Genomic DNA, 24008 nt, shown 5'->3' on the forward strand with positions numbered 1-24008 from the left:
CTGGGCCCCTCGAACCAGCAACCGCCCCACCCCGGAGGAATACGTGTCGAACTGGACGGGTCTCGTGTCGCCCAGGGGACGCTTCGTCGTCGTCACCGGAGCCTCCTCGGGGCTCGGCGAGGCCACCGCCCTGCACCTGGCCCGGGTGGGCTTCCACGTCTTCGCCGGGGTACGCCGCACGGCCGACGGCGAACGGCTGGCGGCCACCGCGGACGGCGGCCGGCTCACCCCCGTCTCCCTGGACGTGACCGACCCCGAGGCGGTGACCCGCGCGGTCGCCGAGGTCGGCGGGGCGGCCGGGGACGCCGGGCTGTGGGGGCTGGTCAACAACGCCGGGATCGCGGTGACCGCCCCGCTGGAGTGCGTACCGGCCGACCTGCTGCGCCGCCAGCTCGACACCAACGTCACCGGACAACTCGCCGTGATCCAGGGCTTCCTGCCCCTGCTGCGCACCGGCGGCGGACGCGTCGTCAACGTCACCTCGGGCCTGGGCAACGTCGCCATCCCCTACCTCGGCGCCTACGCCGCCGCACAGTTCGCCAAGGAGGCGCTGAGCGACGCGCTGCGCCGCGAACTGGCCCCGCAGGGCATCCCGGTGACCGTGATCCAGCCCGGCGCCATCATGACCCCGATCTGGGCCAAGATGTCCGCCGAGGCCGAACGCACCCTGGACGCCGCCCCGGAACCGGTGCGCGAGCTGTACCGCGACACCTTCCTGCGGTTCCTGCGCACCAACGAGAACGCGGCGCGCACCAGCCGCACCACCCCCGACGACGTGGCCCGCACGGTCTTCCGCGCCCTGGTCACCGCCCGCCCCCGGACCCGTTACGGCGTCGGCCGGGACGCCACCGGCGGGCGGCTGCTCGCCCGGCTGCTGCCCGACCGCGCCGTCGACCGGGTCTTCGGCGGCATCGTCACCCCGTCCCGCTGACCCCCGGACCCCGCAACCCTCCACGCACAGAAAGCGAGCCGTCATGGCCAACCCCGCCCCGCAGGAACTCAAGGAACTGTTCGCGCACAGCCTGCGGCTGCTGGCGGACCGGAAGATCGAGGAATGGGTCGACCTGTTCGCCGAGGACGGCGTGCTGGAGTTCCCCTACCCGGCCATCGGGTTCCCCTCGCGGATGCAGGGCCGGGAGGCGCTGCTGGCCCAGATGACGATGTTCGGCGAGCAGTTGCGGGTGGACTTCTCCGCCCCCGAGTTCTACGCCGTCACCGACGACGGGCTGCTGGTCGCCGCGTTCACCGGGGAGTGCACCCTGGTCGCCACCGGCGGGCGGTACCACCAGACGTACCTGTCCGTGGTGCGTTTCGAGGACGGCGAGATCAAGCACTTCCGTGACTTCTGGAACCCCTGGCTGGTGATGGAGGCGGCCGGCGGCGAGATCGCCTGGAAGCAGGCGCTGGCCGCGCTCGCCCAGGGCTGACCCCCGCACCCCCCTTCCCCCGTTCCGGCCCGGCACCCCACGGGTGCCGGGCCCACCGCCATCCCACCGCACCACGACCTTCGAGGGCAGGCAACGCATGACCGACCACAGCCGTGACGGCAGCCCGGCAACGACGGCGTCGGACGAGCCGATCGCCGTGATCGGCATGGCGTGCCGACTCCCCGGGGCGGACGGCCCCGAGGCGTTCTGGCGGCTGCTGCGTACCGGCACCGACGCCATCGGCGAGGTCCCCGAAGGCCGTTACGACCCCGCCGTGCTCGCCGGGCCGGACGGCGACCGCATCCGCCACGGCGGCTTCATCGACCGCCCGGAGGAGTTCGACGCCGCGTTCTTCGGCATCTCGCCCGCCGAGGCGCTCGCCATGGACCCGCAGCAGCGCCTCGTCCTCGAACTCGCCTGGGAGGCGCTGGAGGACGCCCGGATCGTCCCGGCCCGGCTGGCCGGCGCCGACACCGGTGTCTTCATCGGCGCCACCTGGGACGACTACGCCCGGCTGCTCCACGAGTACGGCCCCGGCGCCCTCGACCACTACCGCCTCACCGGCGTCAACCGCGGCCTGCTCGCCAACCGCGTCTCCTACGCCCTCGGGCTGCGCGGCCCCAGCCTCGCGCTGGACAGCGCCCAGTCCTCCTCGCTGGTGGCCGTGCACGCCGCCTGCGCCAGCCTGCGCTCCGGGGAGTCCACCCTCGCCCTGGCCGGCGGGGTCAACCTCAACCTCGTCGCCGACAGCGCCCTCGCCCTCGCCCGGCTCGGCGCGCTGGCCCCGGACGGCCGCGCCCGCGTCTTCGACGCCCACGCGGGCGGCACGGTACGCGGCGAGGGCGGCGCCGTCGTCGTCCTCAAGCCGCTGACCGCCGCGCTGGCCGACGGCGACCCGGTGTACTGCGTCATCAAGGGCAGCGCGGTCAACAACGACGGCGCCACCGACGGGATCACCACCCCCGGCCGACAGGCCCAGAGCGCCGTCCTGCGCGCCGCCTGCCGCCGCGCCGGGGTCGACCCGGCCCGCCTCCAGTACGTCGAACTGCACGGCACCGGCACCGCCGTCGGCGACCCCGTCGAGGCCCGGGCGATCGGCGCCGTCACCGCCCCCGGCCGCCCCGCCGGCCACCCGCTGCGGGTCGGCTCCGTCAAGACCAACCTCGGCCACCTCGAAGGCGCCGCCGGCATCGTCGGCCTGCTCAAGGTCGCGCTCACCATCCGCCACCGCCAACTCGTCCCCAGCCTCCACTACGACACCCCCAACCCCGCCATCGACCTCGACGCCCTCCGCCTGCGCGTCCAGACCGCCACGGAACCCTGGCCGGCCGCCGACCAGCCGCTGCTGGCCGGGGTGACATCGCTCGGCATCGGCGGCACCAACTGCCATGTGGTGCTCGGCGAGGCGCCGTCAGCGGCGGCCACGCCGGACACGCCCGCCGGGGTCCACGCCGCCGTCCCCTGGGTGATCTCCGGGCGCACCGACGCCGCCGTGCGGGCCCAGGCCGGACGGCTGGCCGAGTACGTGGCGGGGCGGGACACGGCGGGGCCGGCCGAGGTGGGGCTGGCGCTCGCCACGACGCGTACGCATTTCGAGCACCGGGCCGCCGTCGTCGGGGCGGAGCGGGACGAACTCCTCGCGGGGCTGCGCGCGTTGGCCGAGGGTACGCCGGAGCGGAACGCCGTCACGGGCCGCCGGACTAAGGGGCGGCTCGCGGTGCTCTTCGGGGGCGGCGGGAGCCAGCGGGTCGGGATGGGACGCGAACTCGCCGCCGCGTACCCGGTGTTCGCCGCCGCGTTCGACGAGGTCTGCGACCACCTCGACCGCCACCTCGACCGGCCGGTGCGGGGGTTGATCCACGCCGCGCCCGGCACCCCCGAGGCGGAGCTGCTGGACCGCACGGACTACGCGCTGCCCGCCCTGCTCGCCGTCGAGGTCGCCCTCTACCGGCTCTACGAGAGCTGGGGCGTCACCCCCGACTACCTCACCGGCCACTCCATGGGCGAGCTGGCCGCCGCCCACATCGCCGGGGTGCTGACGCTGCCGGACGTGTGCGCGCTGGCCGTCGCCCGCGCCCGGCTCATCCAGTCCCGGGCCGGCGGCGCCATGGCAGCCGTCCAGGCGGGCGAGGAGGAGATCCTCGCCCACCTCGACGAGTACGCCGACGCCGTCTCCGTCGCCGCGGTCAACTCCCCGGACGGCACCGTGATCTCCGGCGACGAGGACGCCGTGGTGGCGCTGTGCGCCCGGTGGCGGGAACGGGGCCGCAAGACCAAGCGGATCGCCGTCACCGTGGCCGGCCACTCCCCGCACATGGACGCCATCCTGGACGACTTCCGCCAGGTCGCCGCCGCCCTCGACTACGCACCGCCGACGATCCCGGTGGTCTCCAACGTCACCGGCCGGATCGCCACCGACGAGGAGCTGACCTCACCCGACTACTGGGTGCGGCACATCCGCGCCACCGTGCGGTTCGCCGACGGCATCCGCACGCTGGGCGACGCGGGCGTCACCACGTACCTGGAACTGTCGCCCTCACCGGTGCTCACCCAGGCCGTCACCACCACCCTGGAGGGACGGCAGCCGCGCCCGGTGACCGTCCCCGCGCTCCAGGCCGACCGCCCCGAGGCACACAGCGCCGTCACCGCCCTCGCCCGGCTGCACACCGCCGGCGTCACCTGGCGTCCCGACGCCCTCTTCCCGGCCGGCACCGCCCCGTGCGACCTGCCCACCTACGCCTTCCAGCGCCGCCGCTACTGGCCCGACCCGGCCGGCCGCACCCGGCACGCCACCACCGGCGCGCTCACCGCCGACCACCCCGGCGACGTCACCGGATCCGCCGACGAACCCGAGGCCACCTCGGCGCTGCGCCACCGGCTCGCCGGACTCACCGACAGCGCCGCCCACCGCCTCCTGCTCGACCTCGTCACCTCGACCGCCGCCGTCGTCCTCCAACGCCCCGACACCGAACCCCTCGACCCCGAACTCCCCTTCCGCGACCAGGGCGTCACCTCCCTGACCGCCGTCGAACTGCGCAACGCCCTGGAGACCGCCACCGGCCTCGCCCTGCCCGCGACGCTCGTCTTCGACCATCCGACGCCGTCGGCTCTGGCGGGTTTCCTGCGGGGTGAGGTGACGGGTGCGGTGGAGGCGGCCGAGGCCGTTGTGGTGGCTTCGGTGGACGAGCCGATCGCCATTGTGGGCATGGGGTGTCGTTTCCCGGGTGAGGTGTCGTCGCCGGAGGGGTTGTGGCGGCTGGTGGCCGAGGGGCGGGACGCGATTTCGGGGTTCCCGGAGAATCGTGGGTGGGATCTGGAGGGGTTGTACGATCCGGATCCGCAGCGGCGGGGGACGTCGTACACGCGGCATGGTGGTTTCCTGCATGACGCGGACCGGTTCGACGCGGAGTTCTTCGGTATCTCGCCGCGTGAGGCGTTGGCGACCGATCCGCAGCAGCGGTTGTTGCTGGAGACGGCGTGGGAGGCGGTCGAGCGGGCCGGGATCGACCCGACGACGCTGCGTGGTTCGCGTACCGGTGTCTTCGCCGGGGTGATGGCCCCCGACTACGGCCCCCGGCTGCACGAGGCCGGCTCCGGCACCGACGGATACCTGCTCACCGGCAGCGCGGGCAGCGTGGCCTCCGGCCGGATCGCGTACACGCTGGGTCTTGAGGGTCCGGCGGTGAGTGTGGACACCGCGTGTTCGTCGTCGCTGGTGGCGATGCACCTGGCGGCGCAGGCGCTACGGCAGGGCGAGTGCACCCTCGCGCTCGCCGGTGGTGTCACCGTGATGGCGACACCGGGCACCTTCGTGGAGTTCAGCAGGCAGCGCGGGCTGTCGGCGGACGGCCGCTGCAAGGCGTTCTCCGACGACGCCGACGGCACGGGGTGGGGTGAAGGCGTCGGCGTACTGCTGTTGGAACGCCTCTCCGACGCGCGGCGCAACGGTCATCGGGTGCTCGCGGTGATCCGGGGGAGTGCGGTCAATCAGGATGGTGCGTCCAACGGGTTGACGGCGCCCAATGGTCCGTCGCAGCAGCGGGTGATCCGGCAGGCGTTGGCGGCGGCCGGGTTGGACGCGGTTGATGTGGATGCGGTGGAGGCGCATGGTACGGGGACGCGTCTTGGTGATCCGATCGAGGCTCAGGCGTTGTTGGCTGCGTATGGCCAGGGGCGTGGGCGGCCGTTGTGGTTGGGGAGTGTGAAGTCGAACATCGGTCATACGCAGGCCGCCGCTGGTGTGGCGGGTGTGATCAAGATGGTGATGGCGATGCGGCATGGTGTGTTGCCGCGTACGTTGCATGTGGATGCTCCGTCGTCGCGGGTGGAGTGGTCGTCGGGTGCGGTGGAGTTGTTGACGGAGGCGGTGGCCTGGGAGCGGGAGGGGGGTCCGCGTCGGGCGGGTGTGTCGTCGTTCGGGATCAGCGGGACCAACGCGCACGTCATCATCGAGGAACCCGAGGACACCGCCGAGCAGGCCGAAACGCTCCCCGAGCCCGGTGACCGGGTCGTGCCGTGGGTGGTGTCGGCGGCCACGCCGGAGGCGTTGCGCAGGCAGGCCGCGCGGCTGCGGGACGCCCTCGGCCAGGACCCCGAGGCGGGCCCCGACGCCGTCGCCCACGCCCTCGCCACCACCCGGGCCGCCCTCGACCACCGTGCCGTCGTCGTCGGCGCCGACCGCGCCGCGCTCCTCGCCGGCCTCGACTCCCTCGCCCAGGGTGCGACCACCCCGGACGTGCGCACCGGCCAGGCCCGCCGTCCCGGGAAGACCGCCTTCGTCTTCTCGGGGCAGGGGAGTCAGCGGGTGGGGATGGGGCGTGGGTTGTACGAGGCGTTCCCGGTGTTCGCGGCGGCGTTCGACGAGGTGTGTGCGGGGTTCGAGGGGCTCGTCGACGTCCCGGTGCGGGATGTTGTGTTCGGTGATGACGCCGAGGTGTTGGATCGGACGCGGTCCACGCAGCCGGCGTTGTTCGCGGTACAGGTGGCGTTGTTCCGGTTGGTGTCGTCGTGGGGTCTGGTGCCGGATGCGGTGATCGGGCATTCGGTGGGTGAGGTGGCGGCGGCGTTCGTCGCGGGTGTGTGGTCGTTGCCGGATGCGTGTCGGTTGGTTGCGGCGCGTGGTCGGTTGATGGATGCGGCGCGCTCGGGTGGGGCGATGGCCGCGGTGCAGGGTCCGGAGTCCGAGGTGCGTTCCGCGTTGGTGGCGGGGGTGGAGGTGGCCGCGGTCAACGGGCCGGAGGCGACGGTGGTCTCGGGTGACCGGGAGGCGGTCGAGGCGCTGGTCGCGGCGTGGAAGGGGCGGGGTCGTCGGGCGTCGTTGCTGCGGGTGAGCCACGCGTTCCATTCGGCGCACATGGACGGGGTGTTGGAGGAGTTCCGTTCGGTTGTCGGGGGGTTGGGGTATGCGGAGCCTTCGGTGCCGGTGGTCTCCAACGTCACCGGTGAGGTCGCCGGGCCCGGGGTGCTGACGTCGCCGGAGTACTGGGTGCGGCACATCCGTGAGGCCGTGCGCTTCGCCGACGGGATACGCGCCCTCAACGACCAGGGCGTCACCACGTTCTTCGAGGTGGGCTTCGACGCCACGCTGACCCCGGCGGTGGCCGCCTCGGCGCCGGACGCGGGGACGGCCGCCATCGCGCTGGTGCGCCGGGACGAGCCCGAGCCCGTCTCCCTGCTGACCGCGCTCGCCGACGGCTACGTACGCGGGGCCGGCGTCGACTGGCCGGCGGTGCTGGGCCCCGGACGGCGCCGCCCGGTCGAGCTGCCCACGTACCCGTTCGCCGGGGAACGCTACTGGCTCGCGCCCTCCGCGCCGGGCGGCGACGCCACCACGCTGGGCCTGGACGACACCGGTGAGCACCCGCTGCTCGGTGCCGCCGTCTCCGCCGCCGACGGTGACAGCCTGCTGCTCACCGCGCGGTTGTCGCTGCGCACCCATCCGTGGCTGGCCGACCACACGGTGGCCGGGGCCGTGCTGCTGCCCGGCACCGCCTTCGTGGAGCTGGCCCTCCAGGCCGCCCGCCGGGCCGGCTGCGACGAGGTGGAGGAGCTGACCCTGGAAGCCCCGCTGGTGGTGCCGGAAACCGGCGCCGTACGGCTCCAGGTGGCGGTCGGCGCCCCGGACGCGGCCGGACGCCGCCCGGTGACCGTCCACTCCCGTCCCCAGGGCGCCCCCGACGACCCGCCGTGGACCCGGCACGCCACCGGTGCCCTCGCCCCCGCCGGACCCGCGCCCGCCGCCGAGGCCCCGGCCGCCTGGCCGCCCGCCGGTGCCGTACCGGTGGACCTCACCGACGCCTACCCGCGCCTGGCCGGACTCGGCTACGCCTACGGGCCGCTCTTCCAGGGGCTGACCGCGCTGTGGCGGGACGGTGCCGGGCTCTGCGCCGAGGTGCGGCTGCCGGAGGCGGCGGCGCCGGACGCGGAACGGTACGCCCTGCACCCCGCGCTCCTCGACGCGGCGCTGCACGCCCTCGTCCTCGACCCGGCCGACCAGGCGGCCACCAGGCTGCCGTTCGCCTTCACCGGGGTCAGGGTGCACGCCGTCGGCGCCACCGCGCTGCGGGTGCGGCTGACCCCGGCCGGCGGCTCGCACACCGCGCGGCTCACCCTCACCGACGGCGCCGGCCAGCCGGTGGCCTCGATCGCCTCGCTGGCGCTGCGCCCGGTCGATCCGGCCGCGCTCGCCGCCGCGCGCCGCGCCGGCCGCGCGCTGTACGCGGTGGAGTGGGTCCCGGCGCCCCCGTCCGACGGCACGACGGCGCCGGAGCTGACGTTCATCGAACCCGTCACGGCCACCGGTGACGTCCTCGCCGACACCCACTGCTCGGTGCCGGCCGCCCACGGTGCGCTGCGCGCGTGGCTGGCCGGCGACCCCGCCCCGGGGGCCCGGCTCGCCGTGGTCACCCGCGGCGCCCTGGCCGACGGCCCCGGGGCACCGGCCGCCGCCGCGGTGTGGGGCCTGGTGCGTTCCGCGCAGAGCGAGCACCCGGACCGCTTCGTGCTGGTCGACATGGCGGACGACACCGAGGTGCCGCACGACCTGGTGGCCGCCGCGGTGGCCGCCGGGGAGAGCCAACTCGTGGTGCGCGAGGGGGCGTTGTCCGTCCCCCGGCTCATCCGGCTCCCCGCCGCCGACGACCCCGACGCGCCCGCGCTCGACCCCGACGGCACCGTGCTGATCACCGGCGGCACCGGCACCCTCGGCGCGCTGGTCGCCCGCCATCTGGTGACCCGGCACGGGGTACGCCACCTGCTGCTGGTGGGACGACGTGGCCGCCAGGCCCCCGGGGCGTCCCAACTCGCCGACGAGCTGCGGGCGTTGGGCGCCTCCGTCGAGGTGGCCGCGCGCGACACCGCCGACCGGGACGCGGTGGCCGCGCTGCTCGCCTCGGTCCCCGCCGGCCGTCCGCTGACCGCCGTGGTCCACGCGGCCGGGGTGCTCGACGACGGCACGCTGGAGTCGCTGACGCCCGAACGGCTGGCCGGGGTGATGCGTCCCAAGGCGGACGCCGCCTGGCACCTGCACGAGCTGACCCGGGGGGCGGACCTGGCGGCCTTCGTGCTCTTCTCCTCGGTGGCCGGCACGCTCGGCACCGCCGGCCAGGCCAACTACGCCGCCGCCAACGCCTTCCTCGACGCGCTCGCCCGGCACCGCCGCGCCCTCGGGCTCCCGGCCACCTCGGTGGCGTGGGGTCTGTGGGCCGAGGCCAGCGGGATGACCGGGGGGCTCGGCGACGCCGACCAGGCCCGGCTGCGCCGCGCGGGCGTCGCCGCCATGCCGACCGAGCAGGGCCTCGCCGCCTTCGACGCGGCCCTCGCCGGAACCGGCCGGCCCGACCCGGTGGCGGCCCGCCTCGACCCGGCGGGGCTGCGCGCGGGCGCCGGGAACCGTCCGCTGCCGGTGCTCTTCCGCACCCTGTTCCCCGCCGCCACGCAGCGCCGCGCGGCCGACGTGCCCACCGCCGGATCCTGGGCCGACCGGATCCGCGCCCTGCCCGCCGCCGAACGCGACGCCGCCCTGCTCTCCCTGGTCCGCGCCCAGGTGGCCACCGTCCTCGGCCACGCCCGCGCCGAAGCCGTCCCCGCCGACCGGGTCTTCAACGACCTCGGCTTCGACTCGCTGACCGCCGTCGAACTACGCAACCGGCTCGCCGAGACCACCGGCCTGCGACTGCCCCCCTCCCTCCTCTTCGACCATCCGACGCCGTCGGCTCTGGCGGGTTTCCTGCGGGGTGAGGTGACGGGTGCGGTGGAGGCGGCCGAGGCCGTTGTGGTGGCTTCGGTGGACGAGCCGATCGCGATCGTGGGGATGGGCTGCCGTTTCCCGGGTGACGTCTCCTCACCCGAGGAGTTGTGGCGGCTGGTGGCCGAGGGGCGGGACGCGATCTCGGGGTTCCCGGAGAACCGTGGGTGGGATCTGGAGGGGTTGTACGATCCGGATCCGCAGCGGCAGGGGACGTCGTACACGCGGCATGGTGGTTTCCTGCATGACGCGGACCGGTTCGACGCGGAGTTCTTCGGTATCTCCCCGCGTGAGGCGTTGGCGACCGATCCGCAGCAGCGGTTGCTGCTGGAGACGGCGTGGGAGGCGATCGAGCGGGCCGGGATCGACCCGACCACGCTCCGAGGCTCACGTACCGGTGTCTTCGCCGGCGTGATGTACAACGACTACGGGTCGCGGCTCCAGCCGGCGCCGGCCGGGTTCGAGGGGTTCCTGCTGGCCGGCAACACCGGCAGCGTGGCCTCCGGCCGGGTCGCGTACACCCTCGGCCTGGAGGGTCCGGCGGTGAGTGTGGACACGGCGTGCTCGTCGTCGCTGGTGGCGATGCACCTGGCGGCGCAGGCGCTACGGCAGGGCGAGTGCACCCTGGCGCTCGCCGGTGGCGTGGCCGTGATGTCCACACCCAACACGTTCATCGAGTTCAGCAGGCAGCGCGGGCTGGCGGCGGACGGCCGCTGCAAGGCGTTCTCCGACGACGCCGACGGCACCGGCTGGGGCGAGGGCGCCGGCTTCGTCCTGCTCGAACGGCTCTCCGACGCCCGCCGCAACGGCCACCCGGTGCTCGCCGTCATCCGGGGCAGCGCGGTCAACCAGGACGGCGCCTCCAACGGGCTCACCGCGCCCAACGGCCCCTCCCAGCAACGCGTCATCCGGCAGGCCCTGGCCGCCGCCGGGCTGACCGAGGCCGACGTGGACGCCGTCGAGGCGCACGGCACCGGCACCCGCCTCGGCGACCCCATCGAGGCCCAGGCGCTGCTGGCCACCTACGGCCGCCACCACGACCCCGAGCGGCCGTTGTGGCTGGGCAGCATCAAGTCCAACATCGGCCACACCCAGGCCGCCGCGGGCGTGGCCGGCGTCATCAAGATGACGATGGCGATGCGGCACGGTGTGCTGCCGCGCACGCTGCACGCCGACACCCCCTCGTCCCGGGTGGACTGGTCCTCCGGCGCGGTCGCGCTGCTCACCGAACCGGTGCCGTGGCAGCCCGGTACCCGTCCCCGCCGCGCCGCCGTCTCCTCGTTCGGCATCAGCGGCACCAACGCCCACCTCATCCTGGAGGAACCGGCCGAGGAACCCGCCGAGCGGCCCGCGGCCAAGGCCACCGGCCCCGTCCCGCTGGTGCTGACGGCCCGCGGTGAACGGCCGCTGCGCCAACTGGGCGAGCGACTGCGGGAGGTGCTGGCCGAGGACTCCGGCGCCGACCCGGCCGCCGTCGGCCGCGCGCTCCTCACCGGCCGGAGCGTCTTCGACCACCGCGCGGTCGTCCTCACCGACGACACCACCGGTCACCTCGACGCCCTCGCTGCGCTCGCCACGGGACGCCCCCACCCGGCCCTCGTCACCGGCACGGCCCCCGCGACCGGCGGCGGCACCGTCTTCGTCTTCCCCGGCCAGGGCTCGCAGTGGACCGGCATGGCGCTCGAACTCCTCGACGCCTCCGAGGCGTTCCATGAGCGGATGCGGCAATGCGCCGACGCGCTCGCCGAGTTCACCGACTGGGACCTGTTCGAGGTGCTGCGCGGCGCCCCCGGAGCGCCCGGGTACGACCGGGTGGACGTGGTGCAGCCGGTGCTCTTCGCGGTGATGGTGTCGCTGGCCGCGCTGTGGGAGTCGGCCGGGGTCCGGCCGGACGCCGTGGTGGGCCACTCCCAGGGCGAGATCGCCGCCGCCTGCGTGGCCGGGGCGCTCACGCTGCGCGACGCCGCCCGGGTGGTCGCGCTGCGCAGCCGGGCGCTGGCCGAACTGGCCGGCACCGGCGGCATGGTCTCGGTGCCGCTCCCCGCCGAGGACGTCGAACGGCGCATCCGGCGCTGGAACGGCCGCCTCGCCGTGGCCGCCGTCAACAGCCCCGGCTCCGCCGTGGTGGCCGGCGACCCCGAGGCGCTGGACGAACTCCTCGCCGCCTGCGCCGCAGGCGGGGTACGGGCCCGCCGGATCCCGGTCGACTACGCCTCGCACTCACCGCACGTCGAGGCGATCCGCGACCGCCTGCTGGACCTGCTGGCCCCGGTGGCACCCCGCCCGGCCGACGTCCCGTTCTGCTCCGCCGTCACCGGCGCCGTCCTCGACACCACCGTCCTCGACGCCGCCTACTGGTACCGCAACCTGCGGCAACCGGTGCGCTTCGACACCGCCACCCGCGCCCTGCTGGACTCCGGCCACCGTACCTTCGTCGAGGTCAGCGCCCACCCGGTGCTCACCATGGCGGTGCAGGACACCTTCGCCGCCCACCCCGACCCGAAGGTGCCCGAGGAGGCCACCGCGCTGGGCACGCTGCGCCGCGACGACGGCGGCCCGGACCGCTTCCACGCCTCGGCCGCCGAGGGGTACGTATGCGGCCTGCCGGTCGACTGGGCCCGGCTCACCGGCGCGACCGCCCCCGGCCGCCACGTCGACCTGCCCACCTACCCGTTCCAGCACGAGTCCTACTGGCTGGAGCCGGCCCCGCGCACCGGCGACATGGCCGCGGCGGGGCTGACCACCGCCGGCCACCCGCTGCTCGGCGCCGCCGTCGACCTCGGCGACGGCCACGGCACCGTCTTCACCGGCCGCCTCGCCACCCGCACCCACCCCTGGCTCGCCGACCACGCCGTGGCCGGCACCGTGCTGCTGCCCGGCACCGCCTTCGTCGAACTCGCCCTGCACGCCGCCCGCCAGGCCGGCTGCGACCGCCTCGACGACCTCACCGTCACCGCGCCGCTGGTGTTCCCGGACGGGGCCGCGGTACGCCTGCGGATCACCGTGGACGGACCCGGCCCGGACGGCCGGCGCCACCTGACCGTCCACTCCCGCCCCGACGACGACACCCCGGACGCCCCCTGGACCCGGCACGCCACCGGCGTCCTCGCCTCCGGACCCGCGCCCGCCGCCGAGGGGACCCCGGCCGCCTGGCCGCCCCCCGGCGCCGTCCCGGTGGACCTCACCGACGCCTACCCCCGGCTCGCCGCCCGCGGCTACGCGTACGGCCCCGCCTTCCAAGGGCTGCGCGCCGCCTGGCGGACCGACGGCGAGGTGTACGCCGAGGTGACGGCGGCCACCGGCGTCGACGGCTACGGGCTCCACCCCGCCCTGCTCGACGCCGCGCTCCACCCGGTGGTGCTCGGCGCCCTCGGCGACCTGGACGACGACGTGCTGCCGTTCTCCTGGAGCGGGGTGACGCTGCACGCCGTGGGCGCCACCACGCTGTGGGTACGGCTGCGTGCCGCCGGATCCGGCACCGTCGCCGTCGACGTGGCCGACGCCACCGGCGCCCCGGTCGCCCGCGTCGAGTCGCTGGCGCTGCGCCCGCTGGACCGCGCCGCGCTGAACGAGGGCGCCCGGCCGCGGCTGCCGCTGCTCCGTCTCGCCTGGGAGGACGCCCGGCTCGGCGCCCCGGGAGCGGACCGCCCCGACCTGCTGACGGCCACCCCGGACGGCGGCGACCCGGCGCGGGCGGCGCGCACGGCGACCGCCGAGGTGCTGGCGGCGCTGCGGGAACGGGTGGCCGACCCCGACGCCGCACCGCTGGCCGTGGTCACCCGCCGCGCGGTCGTCCTCCCCGGCGACGGCCACGCCCCCGACCCGGCCGCCGCCGCGGTGTGGGGACTGGTGCGTTCCGCGCAGAGCGAGCACCCCGGCCGCTTCCTGCTGGTGGACACCGCCGACGACACCGAGCCGGCGCACGACGCGCTCGCCGCCGCCCTGGCCGCCGGAGAACCCCAACTCGCCCTGCGCGGCGGCACGTTCACCGTCCCCCGGCTCACCCGGCTCCCCGGCGCCGACGACCCCGACGCGCCCGCCCTCGACCCCGACGGCACCGTGCTGATCACCGGCGGCACCGGCACGCTCGGCCGGCTGATCGCCCGCCACCTGGTCACCCGGTACGGGGTACGGCGGCTGCTGCTGCTCAGCCGCCGTGGCGCCGAGGCGCCCGGGGCCGCCGGACTCGTCGCGGAACTGGCCGCGTCGGGCGCCGAAGCCGTGGTCGAGGCGTGCGACACCGCCGACCGCGACGCCCTCGCCGGGGTCCTCGCCCGGATCCCGGCCGGCCACCCGCTGACCGCCGTGATCCACACCGCCGGCGTCCTCGACGACGCCACCCTCGAAGCGCTCACCCCCGAACGCCTCGCGACCGTCCTGCGCCCCAAGGCGGACGCCGCCTGGCACCTGCACGAACTCACCCGAGACGCGGACCTGGCGGCCTTCGTCCTCTTCTCCTCCGCCGCCGGGGTCCTCGGCACCGCGGGCCAGGGCAACTACGCGGCGGCCAACGCCTTCCTGGACGCCCTCGCCGCGCTGCGCCACGCCCAGGGGCTCCCCGCCACCTCGATGGCGTGGGGGCTGTGGGCCGAGGCCAGCGGCATGACCGGCGCGCTCACCGGCGCCGACCAGGCCCGGCTCGGCCGCGCCGGCATCGCCCCGCTCACCGAGGAACAGGGCCTCGCCCTCTTCGACGCCGCGCTCGCCGCCCCGGAACCGCTCACCGTCCCGGCCCGGCTCGACACCGCCGCCCTGGCCCGCGCCACCGGCCCGGTCCCCGCCGTGCTCCGCGCCCTGGTACGGGTACCGGCGCTGCCCACCGCGAACGGCGCCGGCACCCCCGCCGCCGCGACCGGGCTCGCCGGACGCCTGCGCGACCTGTCCGAGGACGAGCGGCGCCGCCTGCTGCGCGACCTGGTCAGCGGCCAGGTGGCGACCGTCCTCGGCCACGCCGACCCGGACTCCGTACCGGCCGACCGCCCCTTCACCGAGCTGGGCTTCGACTCGCTGATCGCGGTCGAGCTGCGCAACCGGCTCGGCGAGGCCACCGGACTGCGGCTGCCCGCCTCGCTGGTCTTCGACCACCCGACGGTGGCGGCGCTCACCGCCTTCGTGCACGGGGAGCTGACGGGCGCGGCACCGGCCGCCGAGGCCGTTCCGGTGGTGTCGGCGGTGGACGAGCCGATCGCCATCGTGGGCATCGGCTGCCGCTTCCCCGGCGACGTCTCCTCGCCCGAGGAGCTGTGGCGCCTGGTGGCCGAGGGACACGACGCCGTCTCCGACTTCCCCGAGGACCGCGACTGGGACCTGGACGCCCTATGCCACCCCGACCCCGACCACCACGGCACCTTCTACGCCCGCCACGGCGGCTTCCTGCATGACGCCGCCCGCTTCGACGCGGAGTTCTTCGGTATCTCGCCGCGTGAGGCGTTGGCGACCGATCCGCAGCAGCGGTTGTTGCTGGAGACGGCGTGGGAGGCGGTCGAGCGGGCCGGGATCGACCCGACGACGCTCCGAGGCTCCCGTACCGGTGTCTTCGCCGGAGTGATGTACAACGACTACGGCTCCCGGGTCACCGACCCGCCGAAGGACCTGGAGGGCTACCTCGTCAACGGCAGCTCCGGCAGCGTGGCCTCGGGCCGGGTCGCGTACACCCTCGGCCTGGAGGGGCCGGCGGTGAGTGTGGACACCGCGTGTTCGTCGTCGCTGGTGGCGATGCACCTGGCGGCGCAGGCGCTACGGCAGGGTGAATGCAGCCTGGCGCTCGCCGGTGGTGTCACCGTGATGTCCACCCCGACGACCTTCATCGAGTTCAGCAGGCAGCGCGGGCTGTCGGCCGACGGCCGCTGCAAGGCGTTCGCCGAGAGCGCCGACGGCACCGGCTTCTCCGAGGGCGCCGGACTGCTGCTGTTGGAACGGTTGTCGGACGCGCGGCGTAACGGTCATCGGGTGCTCGCGGTGATCCGGGGGAGTGCGGTCAATCAGGATGGTGCGTCCAACGGGTTGACGGCGCCCAATGGTCCGTCGCAGCAGCGGGTGATCCGGCAGGCGTTGGCGGCGGCCGGGTTGGACGCGGTTGATGTGGATGCGGTGGAGGCGCATGGTACGGGGACGCGTCTTGGTGATCCGATCGAGGCTCAGGCGTTGTTGGCTGCGTATGGCCAGGGGCGTGGGCGGCCGTTGTGGTTGGGGAGTGTGAAGTCGAACATCGGTCATACGCAGGCCGCCGCTGGTGTGGCGGGTGTGATCAAGATGGTGATGGCGATGCGGCATGGTGTGTTGCCGCGTACGTTGCATGTGGATGCTCCGTCGTCGCGGGTGGAGTGGTCGTCGGGTGCGGTGGAGTTGTTGACGGAGGCGGTGGCCTGGGAGCGGGAGGGGGGTCCGCGTCGGGCGGGTGTGTCGTCGTTCGGGATCAGCGGGACCAACGCGCACGTCATCATCGAGGAACCCGAGGACACCCCGGTGGCCGTCGTCGGTACGGCGGAGGAGCCCGAGGCGCCGGTGATGTGGACGGTGTCCGCGCCCACCGAGGCCGGGCTGCGCGCCCAGGCCGCCCGGCTCGCGGAACACGCCGAGGCCCACCCCGACACCCCGGTCACCGCCACCGGCCTCGCCCTGGCCACCACCCGTACCCTCTTCGCCCATCGCGGCGCCGTCGTCGGACGCAACCACAAGGAACTGACCGACGCCCTGCGCGCCCTCGCCGAAGGCCGCACCCTCACCCACGCCGTCCACGGCACCGCCGCCGACACCCGGCTCGCCTTCGTCTTCTCGGGGCAGGGGAGTCAGCGGGTGGGGATGGGGCGTGGGTTGTACGAGGCGTTCCCGGTGTTCGCGGCGGCGTTCGACGAGGTGTGTGCGGGGTTTGACGGGCTTGTTGATCTCCCCGTGCGGGATGTGGTCTTCGGCGCGGATGCCGAGGTGTTGGATCGGACGCGGTCCACGCAGCCGGCGTTGTTCGCGGTGCAGGTGGCGTTGTTCCGGTTGGTGTCGTCGTGGGGTCTGGTGCCGGATGCGGTGGTGGGGCATTCGGTGGGTGAGGTGGCGGCGGCGTTCGTCGCGGGTGTGTGGTCGTTGCCGGATGCGTGTCGGTTGGTTGCGGCGCGTGGGCGGTTGATGGATGCGGCGCGCTCGGGTGGGGCGATGGCCGCGGTGCAGGGTCCGGAGTCCGAGGTGCGTTCCGCGTTGGTGGCGGGGGTGGAGGTGGCCGCGGTCAACGGGCCGGAGGCGACGGTGGTCTCGGGTGACCGGGAGGCGGTCGAGGCGCTGGTCGCGGCGTGGAAGGGGCGGGGTCGTCGGGCGTCGTTGCTGCGGGTGAGCCACGCCTTTCATTCGGCGCACATGGACGGGGTGTTGGAGGAGTTCCGTTCGGTTGTCGGGGGGTTGGGGTATGCGGAGCCTTCGGTGCCGGTGGTCTCCAACGTCACCGGTGAGGTCGCCGGGCCCGGGGTGCTGACGTCGCCGGAGTACTGGGTGCGGCACATCCGTGAGGCCGTGCGCTTCGCCGACGGGATACGCGCCCTCCACGACCAGGGCATCACCACCTACCTGGAGCTGTCCGGGCACCCCGTGCTCGCCCACGACATCGGGAACACGCTCCAGGAGGCGGCGCCCGGCGGACGCACCACGGTGATCGGTGCCCGGCCGACCCCGGACGGCGTGATGACCGCGCTCGCCCAGGCCCACGTGGCCGGCGTCGCGTTCGACCGCGCCGCGCTCCACCCGGCCGGTACGGTCCCGGCGGAGCTGCCCACGTACGCGTTCGGCGGCCGGCGTTACTGGCTGGCGGCCACGCCCGCCGCCACGCCGACGGCCCCGGCGGCACCGGAGGACGGCGGACACCCGCTGCTCGGCCCGGCCACCGAGCTGGCCGGCGGCGGCACCGTGCACACCGCACGGCTCTCCCGGCGGACCCACCCCGGGCTCGGCGACGCGCCGCCGGCCACCGGGACGCTGCTGCCGCCGGACGCGGTGCCCCTCGTCCTCGTCCGGCGCGAACCGCTGCGGCTGCCCGCCGAGGGCGCCCTCGACGTCCAGCTCACCCTCGGCGAACCGGACGCGGGCGGCCACCGCCCGGTGACCGTCCACTCCCGCCCGGCACCGGCGAACGGCGCGCGCTGGACGCTCCACGCCGAGGGCACCCTCGCCGCGCACCCGGCCCCGGCCGACCCGGCACCCGCCCTCCACCAGGTGGACTGGGTGCGCGTCCCCTCCGCCCGAACCGGCCAATCCGCCGAATCCGCCGAATCCGTCGAGGAGTTCACCTACCGCCCGGCCGACCCGGCCGCCCTCCACGACCTGCTGGAACGGGTACGACGCCACCTCGCCGACGGTCGCGCCCGGCTCGCCGTGGTCACCGAAGGCGCCGTCGCGGTGGGCGGCGAACCCGTCGCCGACCCGGCCGCCGCCACGGCGTGGGGGCTGGTACGGGCCGTGCAGAGCGAACACCCCGGACGCCTGGTGCTGCTCGACACCGACGCCGCGGCGGCCTCCCGGGCGGCCGTGGCGGACGCCCTGGCCACCGGCGAACCCCAGCTCGCGCTGCGTGACGGCACCGTCCACGCGCCCCGGCTGGTCCGCGCCCCGGCGGCGGCCGGCACCCCGGCGGCGTTGCGCCCCGACGGCACCGTGCTGATCACCGGCGGCACCGGCGCCCTCGGCGCGCTGGTCGCCCGCCACCTGGTGGCCCGGCACGGGGCACGCCACCTGCTGCTGGTGGGACGACGCGGACCCCAGGCCCCCGGGGCGTCCCAACTCGCCGACGAGCTGCGGGTGTTGGGCGCTTCCGTCGAGGTGGCCGCGTGCGACACCGCCGACCGTGACGCGGTGGCCGCGCTGCTCGCCTCGGTCCCCGCCGACCGTCCGCTGACCGCCGTGGTCCACGCCGCCGGGGTCCTCGACGACGCCACCGTGGAGGCGCTGACGCCCGAACGCCTCGACGCCGTACTGCGGCCCAAGGCGGACGCGGCCCGGCACCTGCACGAGCTGACCCGGGAGGCGGACCTTGCGGCCTTCGTGCTCTTCTCGTCCCTGGCCGGGGTGGTCGGCAACGCGGGCCAGGCCAACTACGCCGCCGCCAACGCCTACCTCGACGCCCTCGCGCAGCACCGGGCCGCCGAGGGGCTGCCCGGGCTCTCCCTGTCGTGGGGGCTGTGGCACGGCGACGCCGAGGGGATCGGCATGGCCGCCACGCTGAGCGGCGCCGACGCGGAACGCATGGGCCGTTCCGGGGTGGCGCCGATGGCCGCCGAGGAGGCGTTGGCGTTGTTCGACGCCGCGCTGGCGCACGGGCGAGCCCATCTGGTGCCGGCCGCGTTCGACGGCGCGGCGCTGGCGGCCCGGGCCGCCGCGGGGACGCTGCCGCCGCTGCTCACCGGCGTGGTGCCGCCGACGGCCGAGCCCGCCGGGTCCGCCCCGGAGCCGGAAACCGCACCGCGTCCCGCGCTGGACCCCGCGGCCCTCCACGACCTCGTCCTGACCACCGTCGCCGACGTCCTCGGCTTCGACTCACCGGAGGAGGTGGACACCGAGGAGGAACTGGTGGACCTCGGCATCGACTCGCTGATGGCGGTCGAACTGCGCAACCGGCTCGCCGAGGCGACCGGCGTCCAGCTCCCCGCCTCGATGGTCTACGACTTCCCCACGGTCGACGCGCTGGCCGAACGGCTTGCGGAAGGCACCGGTGACCCGGCCGCCGGCTGACGCGGAAGGGCCCGGCACCCCGGTCTCCCGGGGCACCGGGCCCTTCACGGCCGGCCGGTCGTCACCGCACGGTGCGCGACAGCCCCGGCAGCTGGCCGAGGCCGGGCAGCGACGGGACGCCCGACGCCACCCGGTCGCCCGCCGTCCGGGCACCGCGCGCACCGCCCAGGTACGTCAAGTCGTTCCTGGGCATGTGGATGACGACCTTGGCGCAGCCCAGCAGCTCCCGGTAGAGCAGCTCCACGGTGCGTACCGTGACCACGCCGTCCGACGGATGGCGCATCAGGTACTCGGCGCTGTCCGGGCCGGCCACCTCGTGCTCCTCCCACCAGCCGCGGAAGAGCGGGCTGCGCTGCGACAGATCGCGGACCAACTCGGCCACCCGGGACGTCTCGTGGGCGGTCGCCACCTCGGCACGGAACCGCGCCACCAGGTGGCGGCAGCGGTTCTCCCAGTCCACGAAGCGGTCCCGGGCCTCCTCGGCGGTGAGCATCCACACCAGGATGTTGCGCCGCTCGGCGGGCACGTCGGTGAAGTCGGCCAGCCAGTCGGCCGCCGCCCGGTTCCAGCCGAGCAGATCACCGGAATGCGAGCAGACGTAGGCCGGAATGGGATCGATGGCTGCCGTCAGATCCGTCAAAAGCAGTTGGAATTCCGGGCAACAGGCGCTTTCCGGCTCGTCGGCCGACTCCTGCGAGAGGTTGTGGAGGTATTTGCGCTCATAGGGCGTCAGACCGAGCACGGTGGCCAGATTGTCCAGGACTTCCGCCGAGGGCGAAACGTCCCGCGCCTGTTCCAGGTAGGTGTACCAGGTGGGACTGACCCCGGCGAGCACGGCGACTTCCTCGCGGCGCAGACCTGGTGTCCGGCGCCTGACTCCGCCAGGTAATCCGACGTCGACCGGCATGACCTTTTCGCGCCGCTTGCGTAGGAAGTGGGCACGTTCACGTCTGCGGGCATCGTCAACAGGCAAGGCTGCCCCCCGTAAGCATCCCGTAGCTTGGCTGCGAGTGTAAACCCCTGTGTCGATCAAGGACATGGGGCGGAGTCAATGAACCGGAGTGGTGTGTTCCTCGCCATTCCACCGTCCCGTCGCCGCGTCGTCACCGGCGTCCGGGGCGGTGTCGCGCGGGTGTCGCGGGAGTGGTGTTGTCGCTGCCCAGCAACCGTTTCCTCGGTGCGCTACGAGCGAACAGCGAGGCCGCCTACGGGCGGTGTGCCGCGTGCTACGGTCGGGCGACAAGTATCGGTGGTGGTAGGGAGGTTGACGTGGCCGCTGGTTTAACTCGGCGCCGCTTGGGCAGCCTCCCGGCTGTTCGAAAATGAGTTGGGGGTCCAGTGGCTTACCAGGACGGCCGAGTTGCGGCCGCGGCGGCTGACGAGGTGCGGGCCGACGGCGGCTCGCCCGCTTGGGCGGTCAGCGACCAGGTCTTCAACCGCCTACTGAAGGACCGGATCATATTCCTCGGCCAGGCCGTCGACGACGACATCGCCAACAAACTCACCGCCCAGTTGCTGATGCTCGCCGCCGACTCCCAAGAGGACATCTACCTCTACATCAATTCCCCCGGCGGATCGGTCACGGCGGGCATGGCGGTCTACGACACCATGCAGTACATAAAGAACGACGTGGTGACCATCGCGATGGGATTCTGCGCCTCCATGGGCCAGTTCCTGCTCACCGCGGGCACCGCGGGCAAGCGTTTCGCGCTGCCGCACACGAAGATCCTCATGCACCAGCCGTCGGCCGGACTCGCCGGTTCGGCCAGCGACATCAAGATCTACGCGGAACAGCTGATCCGCACCAAGAAGGAGATGGCCGAGCTCATCGCCGTCCACTCCGGCCAGGACGTCGAGAAGATCACCAAGGACTCCGACCGCGACCGCTGGTTCACCGCCCAGGAGGCCAAGGAATACGGCCTCATCGACGAGGTCATGACCTCGACCGTCGGCGTCCCCGGCGGCGGCGGCACCAAGACGGACTGAATCCGCACCCGACGGGAGGGACCGGCAGTGCCGCGCCAGCCAAGGTTCGCCTGGTAAGGAGCGGCGTCCGGTGCGGTGCATCGCAAGGCGCCGGATCAGCCTCGTAGTGGGCCTACTCGGCTGGTCCGGCAACGCCGCGAGGTGCCGTGCCGGGCGCCGCGACGGGGCAAACCTTGACTGGTGCGGCACTGGGTCCCTCCCGCCCGTGCGTCCGTCCTCCCTGCGTCCGCCCTCACCGCGGCCGTCCGGCCGCGGACCGCTCGCGTCCAGCGTCCCTCGTCCGGAGAGGTTGACTACCCATGGCACCGCACTCGCACCCGGCCGCGCCGCACCCGCAGGGCCCCGGGGCGCCGTTCCAGGCCCTCGCCCCGGCCGGGCACCTGATGCCGCAGGCGCGCTACGTCGTCCCGCACTTCGTGGAGCGCACCTCGCAGGGCGTGCGCGAGTACGACCCGTACGCCAAGCTCTTCGAGGAGCGCGTGGTCTTCCTGGGCACCCAGGTCGACGACACCTCGGCCAACGACATCATGGCCCAGTTGCTGTGCCTGGAGTCGACCGACCCGGACCGGGACATCTCGATCTACATCAACTCGCCCGGCGGCTCGATGACCTCGCTGATGGCGATCTACGACACCATGCAGTTCATCCGGCCGCAGATCCAGACGGTGTGCATAGGCCAGGCCAGCTCGGCCGCCGCCGTCATCCTGGCGGCCGGCACCCCCGGCAAGCGCTGCGCGCTGCCCAACGCCAAGATCCTCATCCACCAGCCGGCCAGCCAGGGCTCCGAGGGCCAGGTCTCCGACCTGGAGATCCAGGCCGCCGAGATCCTGCGGGTGCGCTCGCTGGTGGAGACCATCCTGGCCAAGCACACCGGCCGCGAGGTCGAGCAGGTCCGCGAGGACATCGAGCGGGACAACATCCTCACCGCCCAGCAGGCCATGGAGTACGGCATCGTCGACCAGGTGATCTCGCCCCGGGCCATGGCGTCCTCGGAGGTCGCCGGGCGCCATGTCTGAGCCGGCCGCCGCGACCACCGTGGACGTCGGCGGCGCCGCCGCGACCGCCGCCGCCCGCCATCGCTGGCTGGTGCTGGCCGTCATCGGGCTGGCCCAGCTGATGGTCATCCTCGACTCCACCATCGTCAACATCGCGCTGCCGTCGGCGCAGCGGTCGCTGGGGTTCTCCACCGGGAGCCGGCAGTGGATCGTCACCGCCTACGCGCTCGCCTTCGGCAGCCTGCTGCTGATCGGCGGACGCGTGGGCGACCTGTTCGGCCGCAAGGCGACGTTCGTGATCGGGCTGGCCGGCTTCGGACTCGCCTCGGCGGCCGGCGGCGCGGCCGGCGGTTTCGACACGCTGGTCACCGCCCGCGCGCTGCAAGGTGTCTTCGGCGCCCTGGTGGCCCCGTCCTGCCTGGCGCTGCTCAACACCACGTTCACCGACCCCCGGGAGCGCGGCAAGGCGTTCGGCGTCTACGGCGCCATCTCCGGCACCGGTGCCGCGGTCGGCCTGCTCCTCGGCGGCCTGCTCACCGAATACCTCTCCTGGCGCTGGTGCCTGTACGTGAACCTGGTGATCGCGGTGCCCACGCTGCTCGGCACCGCGCTGTTCATCCGGGGCAACGAGCGCGCCGCCGGCCGGGCCAGGCTCGACCTGCCGGGCAGCCTGCTGGTCTCCGCCGCGCTGTTCTGCCTGGTGTACGGGTTCGCCAACGCCCAGAGCCACTCCTGGTCCACCCCGTTGACCTGGGGCGCGCTGCTGGCCGGCGGGGTGTTGCTGGCGGTCTTCGCGGCGTGGCAGACCCGGGCGGCCAACCCCGTGCTGCCGCTGCGCATCCTGCTCGACCGGGACCGCGGCGCCTCGTTCATCGCCCTGCTGATCTCCGGTGCCGGGCTCTTCGGGGTCTCGCTCTTCCTGACGTTCTACCTCCAGCAGAACCTGGCCTACTCGCCGGTGCAGGCGGGCCTCGCCTTCCTGCCGATGAACGGCGGCATCATGATCAGCGCCATCGGGGTGGGCAACGCGCTGCTGCCCCGGCTCGGCCCCCGGGTACTCGTCCCGGCCGGCATGGCGGTGGCCGCGGCGGGGCTGGCGCTGCTCACCCCGCTGGACGCCGGCAGCTCCTACCCGCTGCACATCCTGCCGCCGCTGTTCGTCATGGGGCTGGGCATCGGGCTGATCTTCGCCCCCGCGATGAGCCTGGGCACCGCAGGGGTCGCCCCGCAGGACGCGGGGGCCGCCTCCGCCTCCATCAACGTCATGCAGCAGGTCGGCGGTTCGCTGGGGATCGCGGTCCTCTCCACCCTCGCCGCGAGCGCCACCGCCGCCCGGCTGTCCGGCCACCGCCCCACCCCGGCGCTGGTCGCCGACGCGGCGCTGCACGGCTACGCCACCGCCTACTGGTGGGCCGCCGGCTTCTTCGCCGTGGGCGTGGTGGTCACGGCGGCGCTGTACCGGGGGAGGACGGCGACGGGCTGAGTCAACCCCCGTACCCGTCAAGGGCGTCCAGTCGCGTGGGAGCGGCCGGGCGCCCTTCTCCGTCGCGGTGTGACCGCCGTCACGACGCGTCCGCGGCAGGCAACCCCGGGCGGTATACCACGCGTGTATACCCCCAACGCATAGCCCGCTGGGCCGCTACCGCGACG

The 24008-nt window shown here is 74.5% G+C and carries 7 protein-coding genes; 6 read left to right on the forward strand and 1 reads right to left on the reverse strand.

The genetic code is table 11. From position 1 onward, the window contains the following. The first annotated feature begins 43 nt into the window (after positions 1–43). From SCATT_RS15370 to SCATT_RS15380, 3 genes are all read left to right on the forward strand, one after another. Positions 44–931 (forward strand): SDR family oxidoreductase, encoded by an 888-nt coding sequence (locus tag SCATT_RS15370; RefSeq protein WP_014144000.1) that lies wholly within the window; start codon positions 44–46, stop codon positions 929–931. Between the two features lie 43 nt (positions 932–974). Then, the gene (locus SCATT_RS15375; RefSeq protein ID WP_014144001.1) at positions 975–1427 is read left to right on the forward strand and encodes a nuclear transport factor 2 family protein; all 453 of its coding nucleotides are present in this window, start codon (positions 975–977) and stop codon (positions 1425–1427) included. 97 nt (positions 1428–1524) lie between these two features. Beyond that, positions 1525–19377, forward strand: coding sequence for a type I polyketide synthase (locus SCATT_RS15380; RefSeq protein ID WP_014144002.1), 17853 nt, complete (start codon positions 1525–1527; stop codon positions 19375–19377). Between the two features lie 61 nt (positions 19378–19438). Here SCATT_RS15380 and SCATT_RS15385 read toward each other — a convergent pair whose 3' ends face one another. Then, on the reverse strand, positions 19439–20416 hold the full coding sequence (locus SCATT_RS15385; protein ID WP_265736686.1) for a helix-turn-helix transcriptional regulator: 978 nt from the start codon (positions 20414–20416) through the stop codon (positions 19439–19441). 344 nt (positions 20417–20760) lie between these two features. On the opposite strand from SCATT_RS15385, the gene SCATT_RS15390 reads away from it, so the two are divergent. The 3 genes from SCATT_RS15390 (at position 20761) to SCATT_RS15400 (ending at position 23841) form a co-directional block, all read left to right on the forward strand. Next, a complete protein-coding gene (locus SCATT_RS15390) occupies positions 20761–21363 on the forward strand; it encodes an ATP-dependent Clp protease proteolytic subunit (protein WP_041824772.1) in 603 nt (200 codons plus the stop codon). A gap of 383 nt (positions 21364–21746) precedes the next feature. Then, complete coding sequence (locus tag SCATT_RS15395) at positions 21747–22379, forward strand: ATP-dependent Clp protease proteolytic subunit (protein WP_042507661.1); 633 nt, start codon at positions 21747–21749, stop codon at positions 22377–22379. Then, positions 22372–23841 carry an MFS transporter gene (locus SCATT_RS15400; protein WP_014144006.1) on the forward strand — a complete coding sequence of 490 codons (1470 nt, stop codon included), beginning with the start codon at positions 22372–22374 and terminating at the stop codon, positions 23839–23841. The genes SCATT_RS15395 and SCATT_RS15400 overlap by 8 nt, the downstream gene beginning before the upstream one ends. The last annotated feature ends 167 nt before the right edge of the window (positions 23842–24008 follow it).

It is taken from the genome of Streptantibioticus cattleyicolor NRRL 8057 = DSM 46488, assembly GCF_000240165.1.
GTDB classification, from domain to species: Bacteria; Actinomycetota; Actinomycetes; order Streptomycetales; family Streptomycetaceae; genus Streptantibioticus; species Streptantibioticus cattleyicolor.

Bases quoted from the DNA above. Each gene is read 5' to 3' on its own strand.
- SCATT_RS15375 (WP_014144001.1), top strand. From the start codon at position 975: ATGGCCAACCCCGCCCCGCAGGAACTCAAGGAACTGTTCGCGCACAGC.
- SCATT_RS15380 (WP_014144002.1), top strand. From the start codon at position 1,525: ATGACCGACCACAGCCGTGACGGCAGCCCGGCAACGACGGCGTCGGAC.
- SCATT_RS15385 (WP_265736686.1), bottom strand. From the start codon at position 20,416: ATGTCCTTGATCGACACAGGGGTTTACACTCGCAGCCAAGCTACGGGA.
- SCATT_RS15395 (WP_042507661.1), top strand. From the start codon at position 21,747: ATGCCGCAGGCGCGCTACGTCGTCCCGCACTTCGTGGAGCGCACCTCG.
- SCATT_RS15400 (WP_014144006.1), top strand. From the start codon at position 22,372: ATGTCTGAGCCGGCCGCCGCGACCACCGTGGACGTCGGCGGCGCCGCC.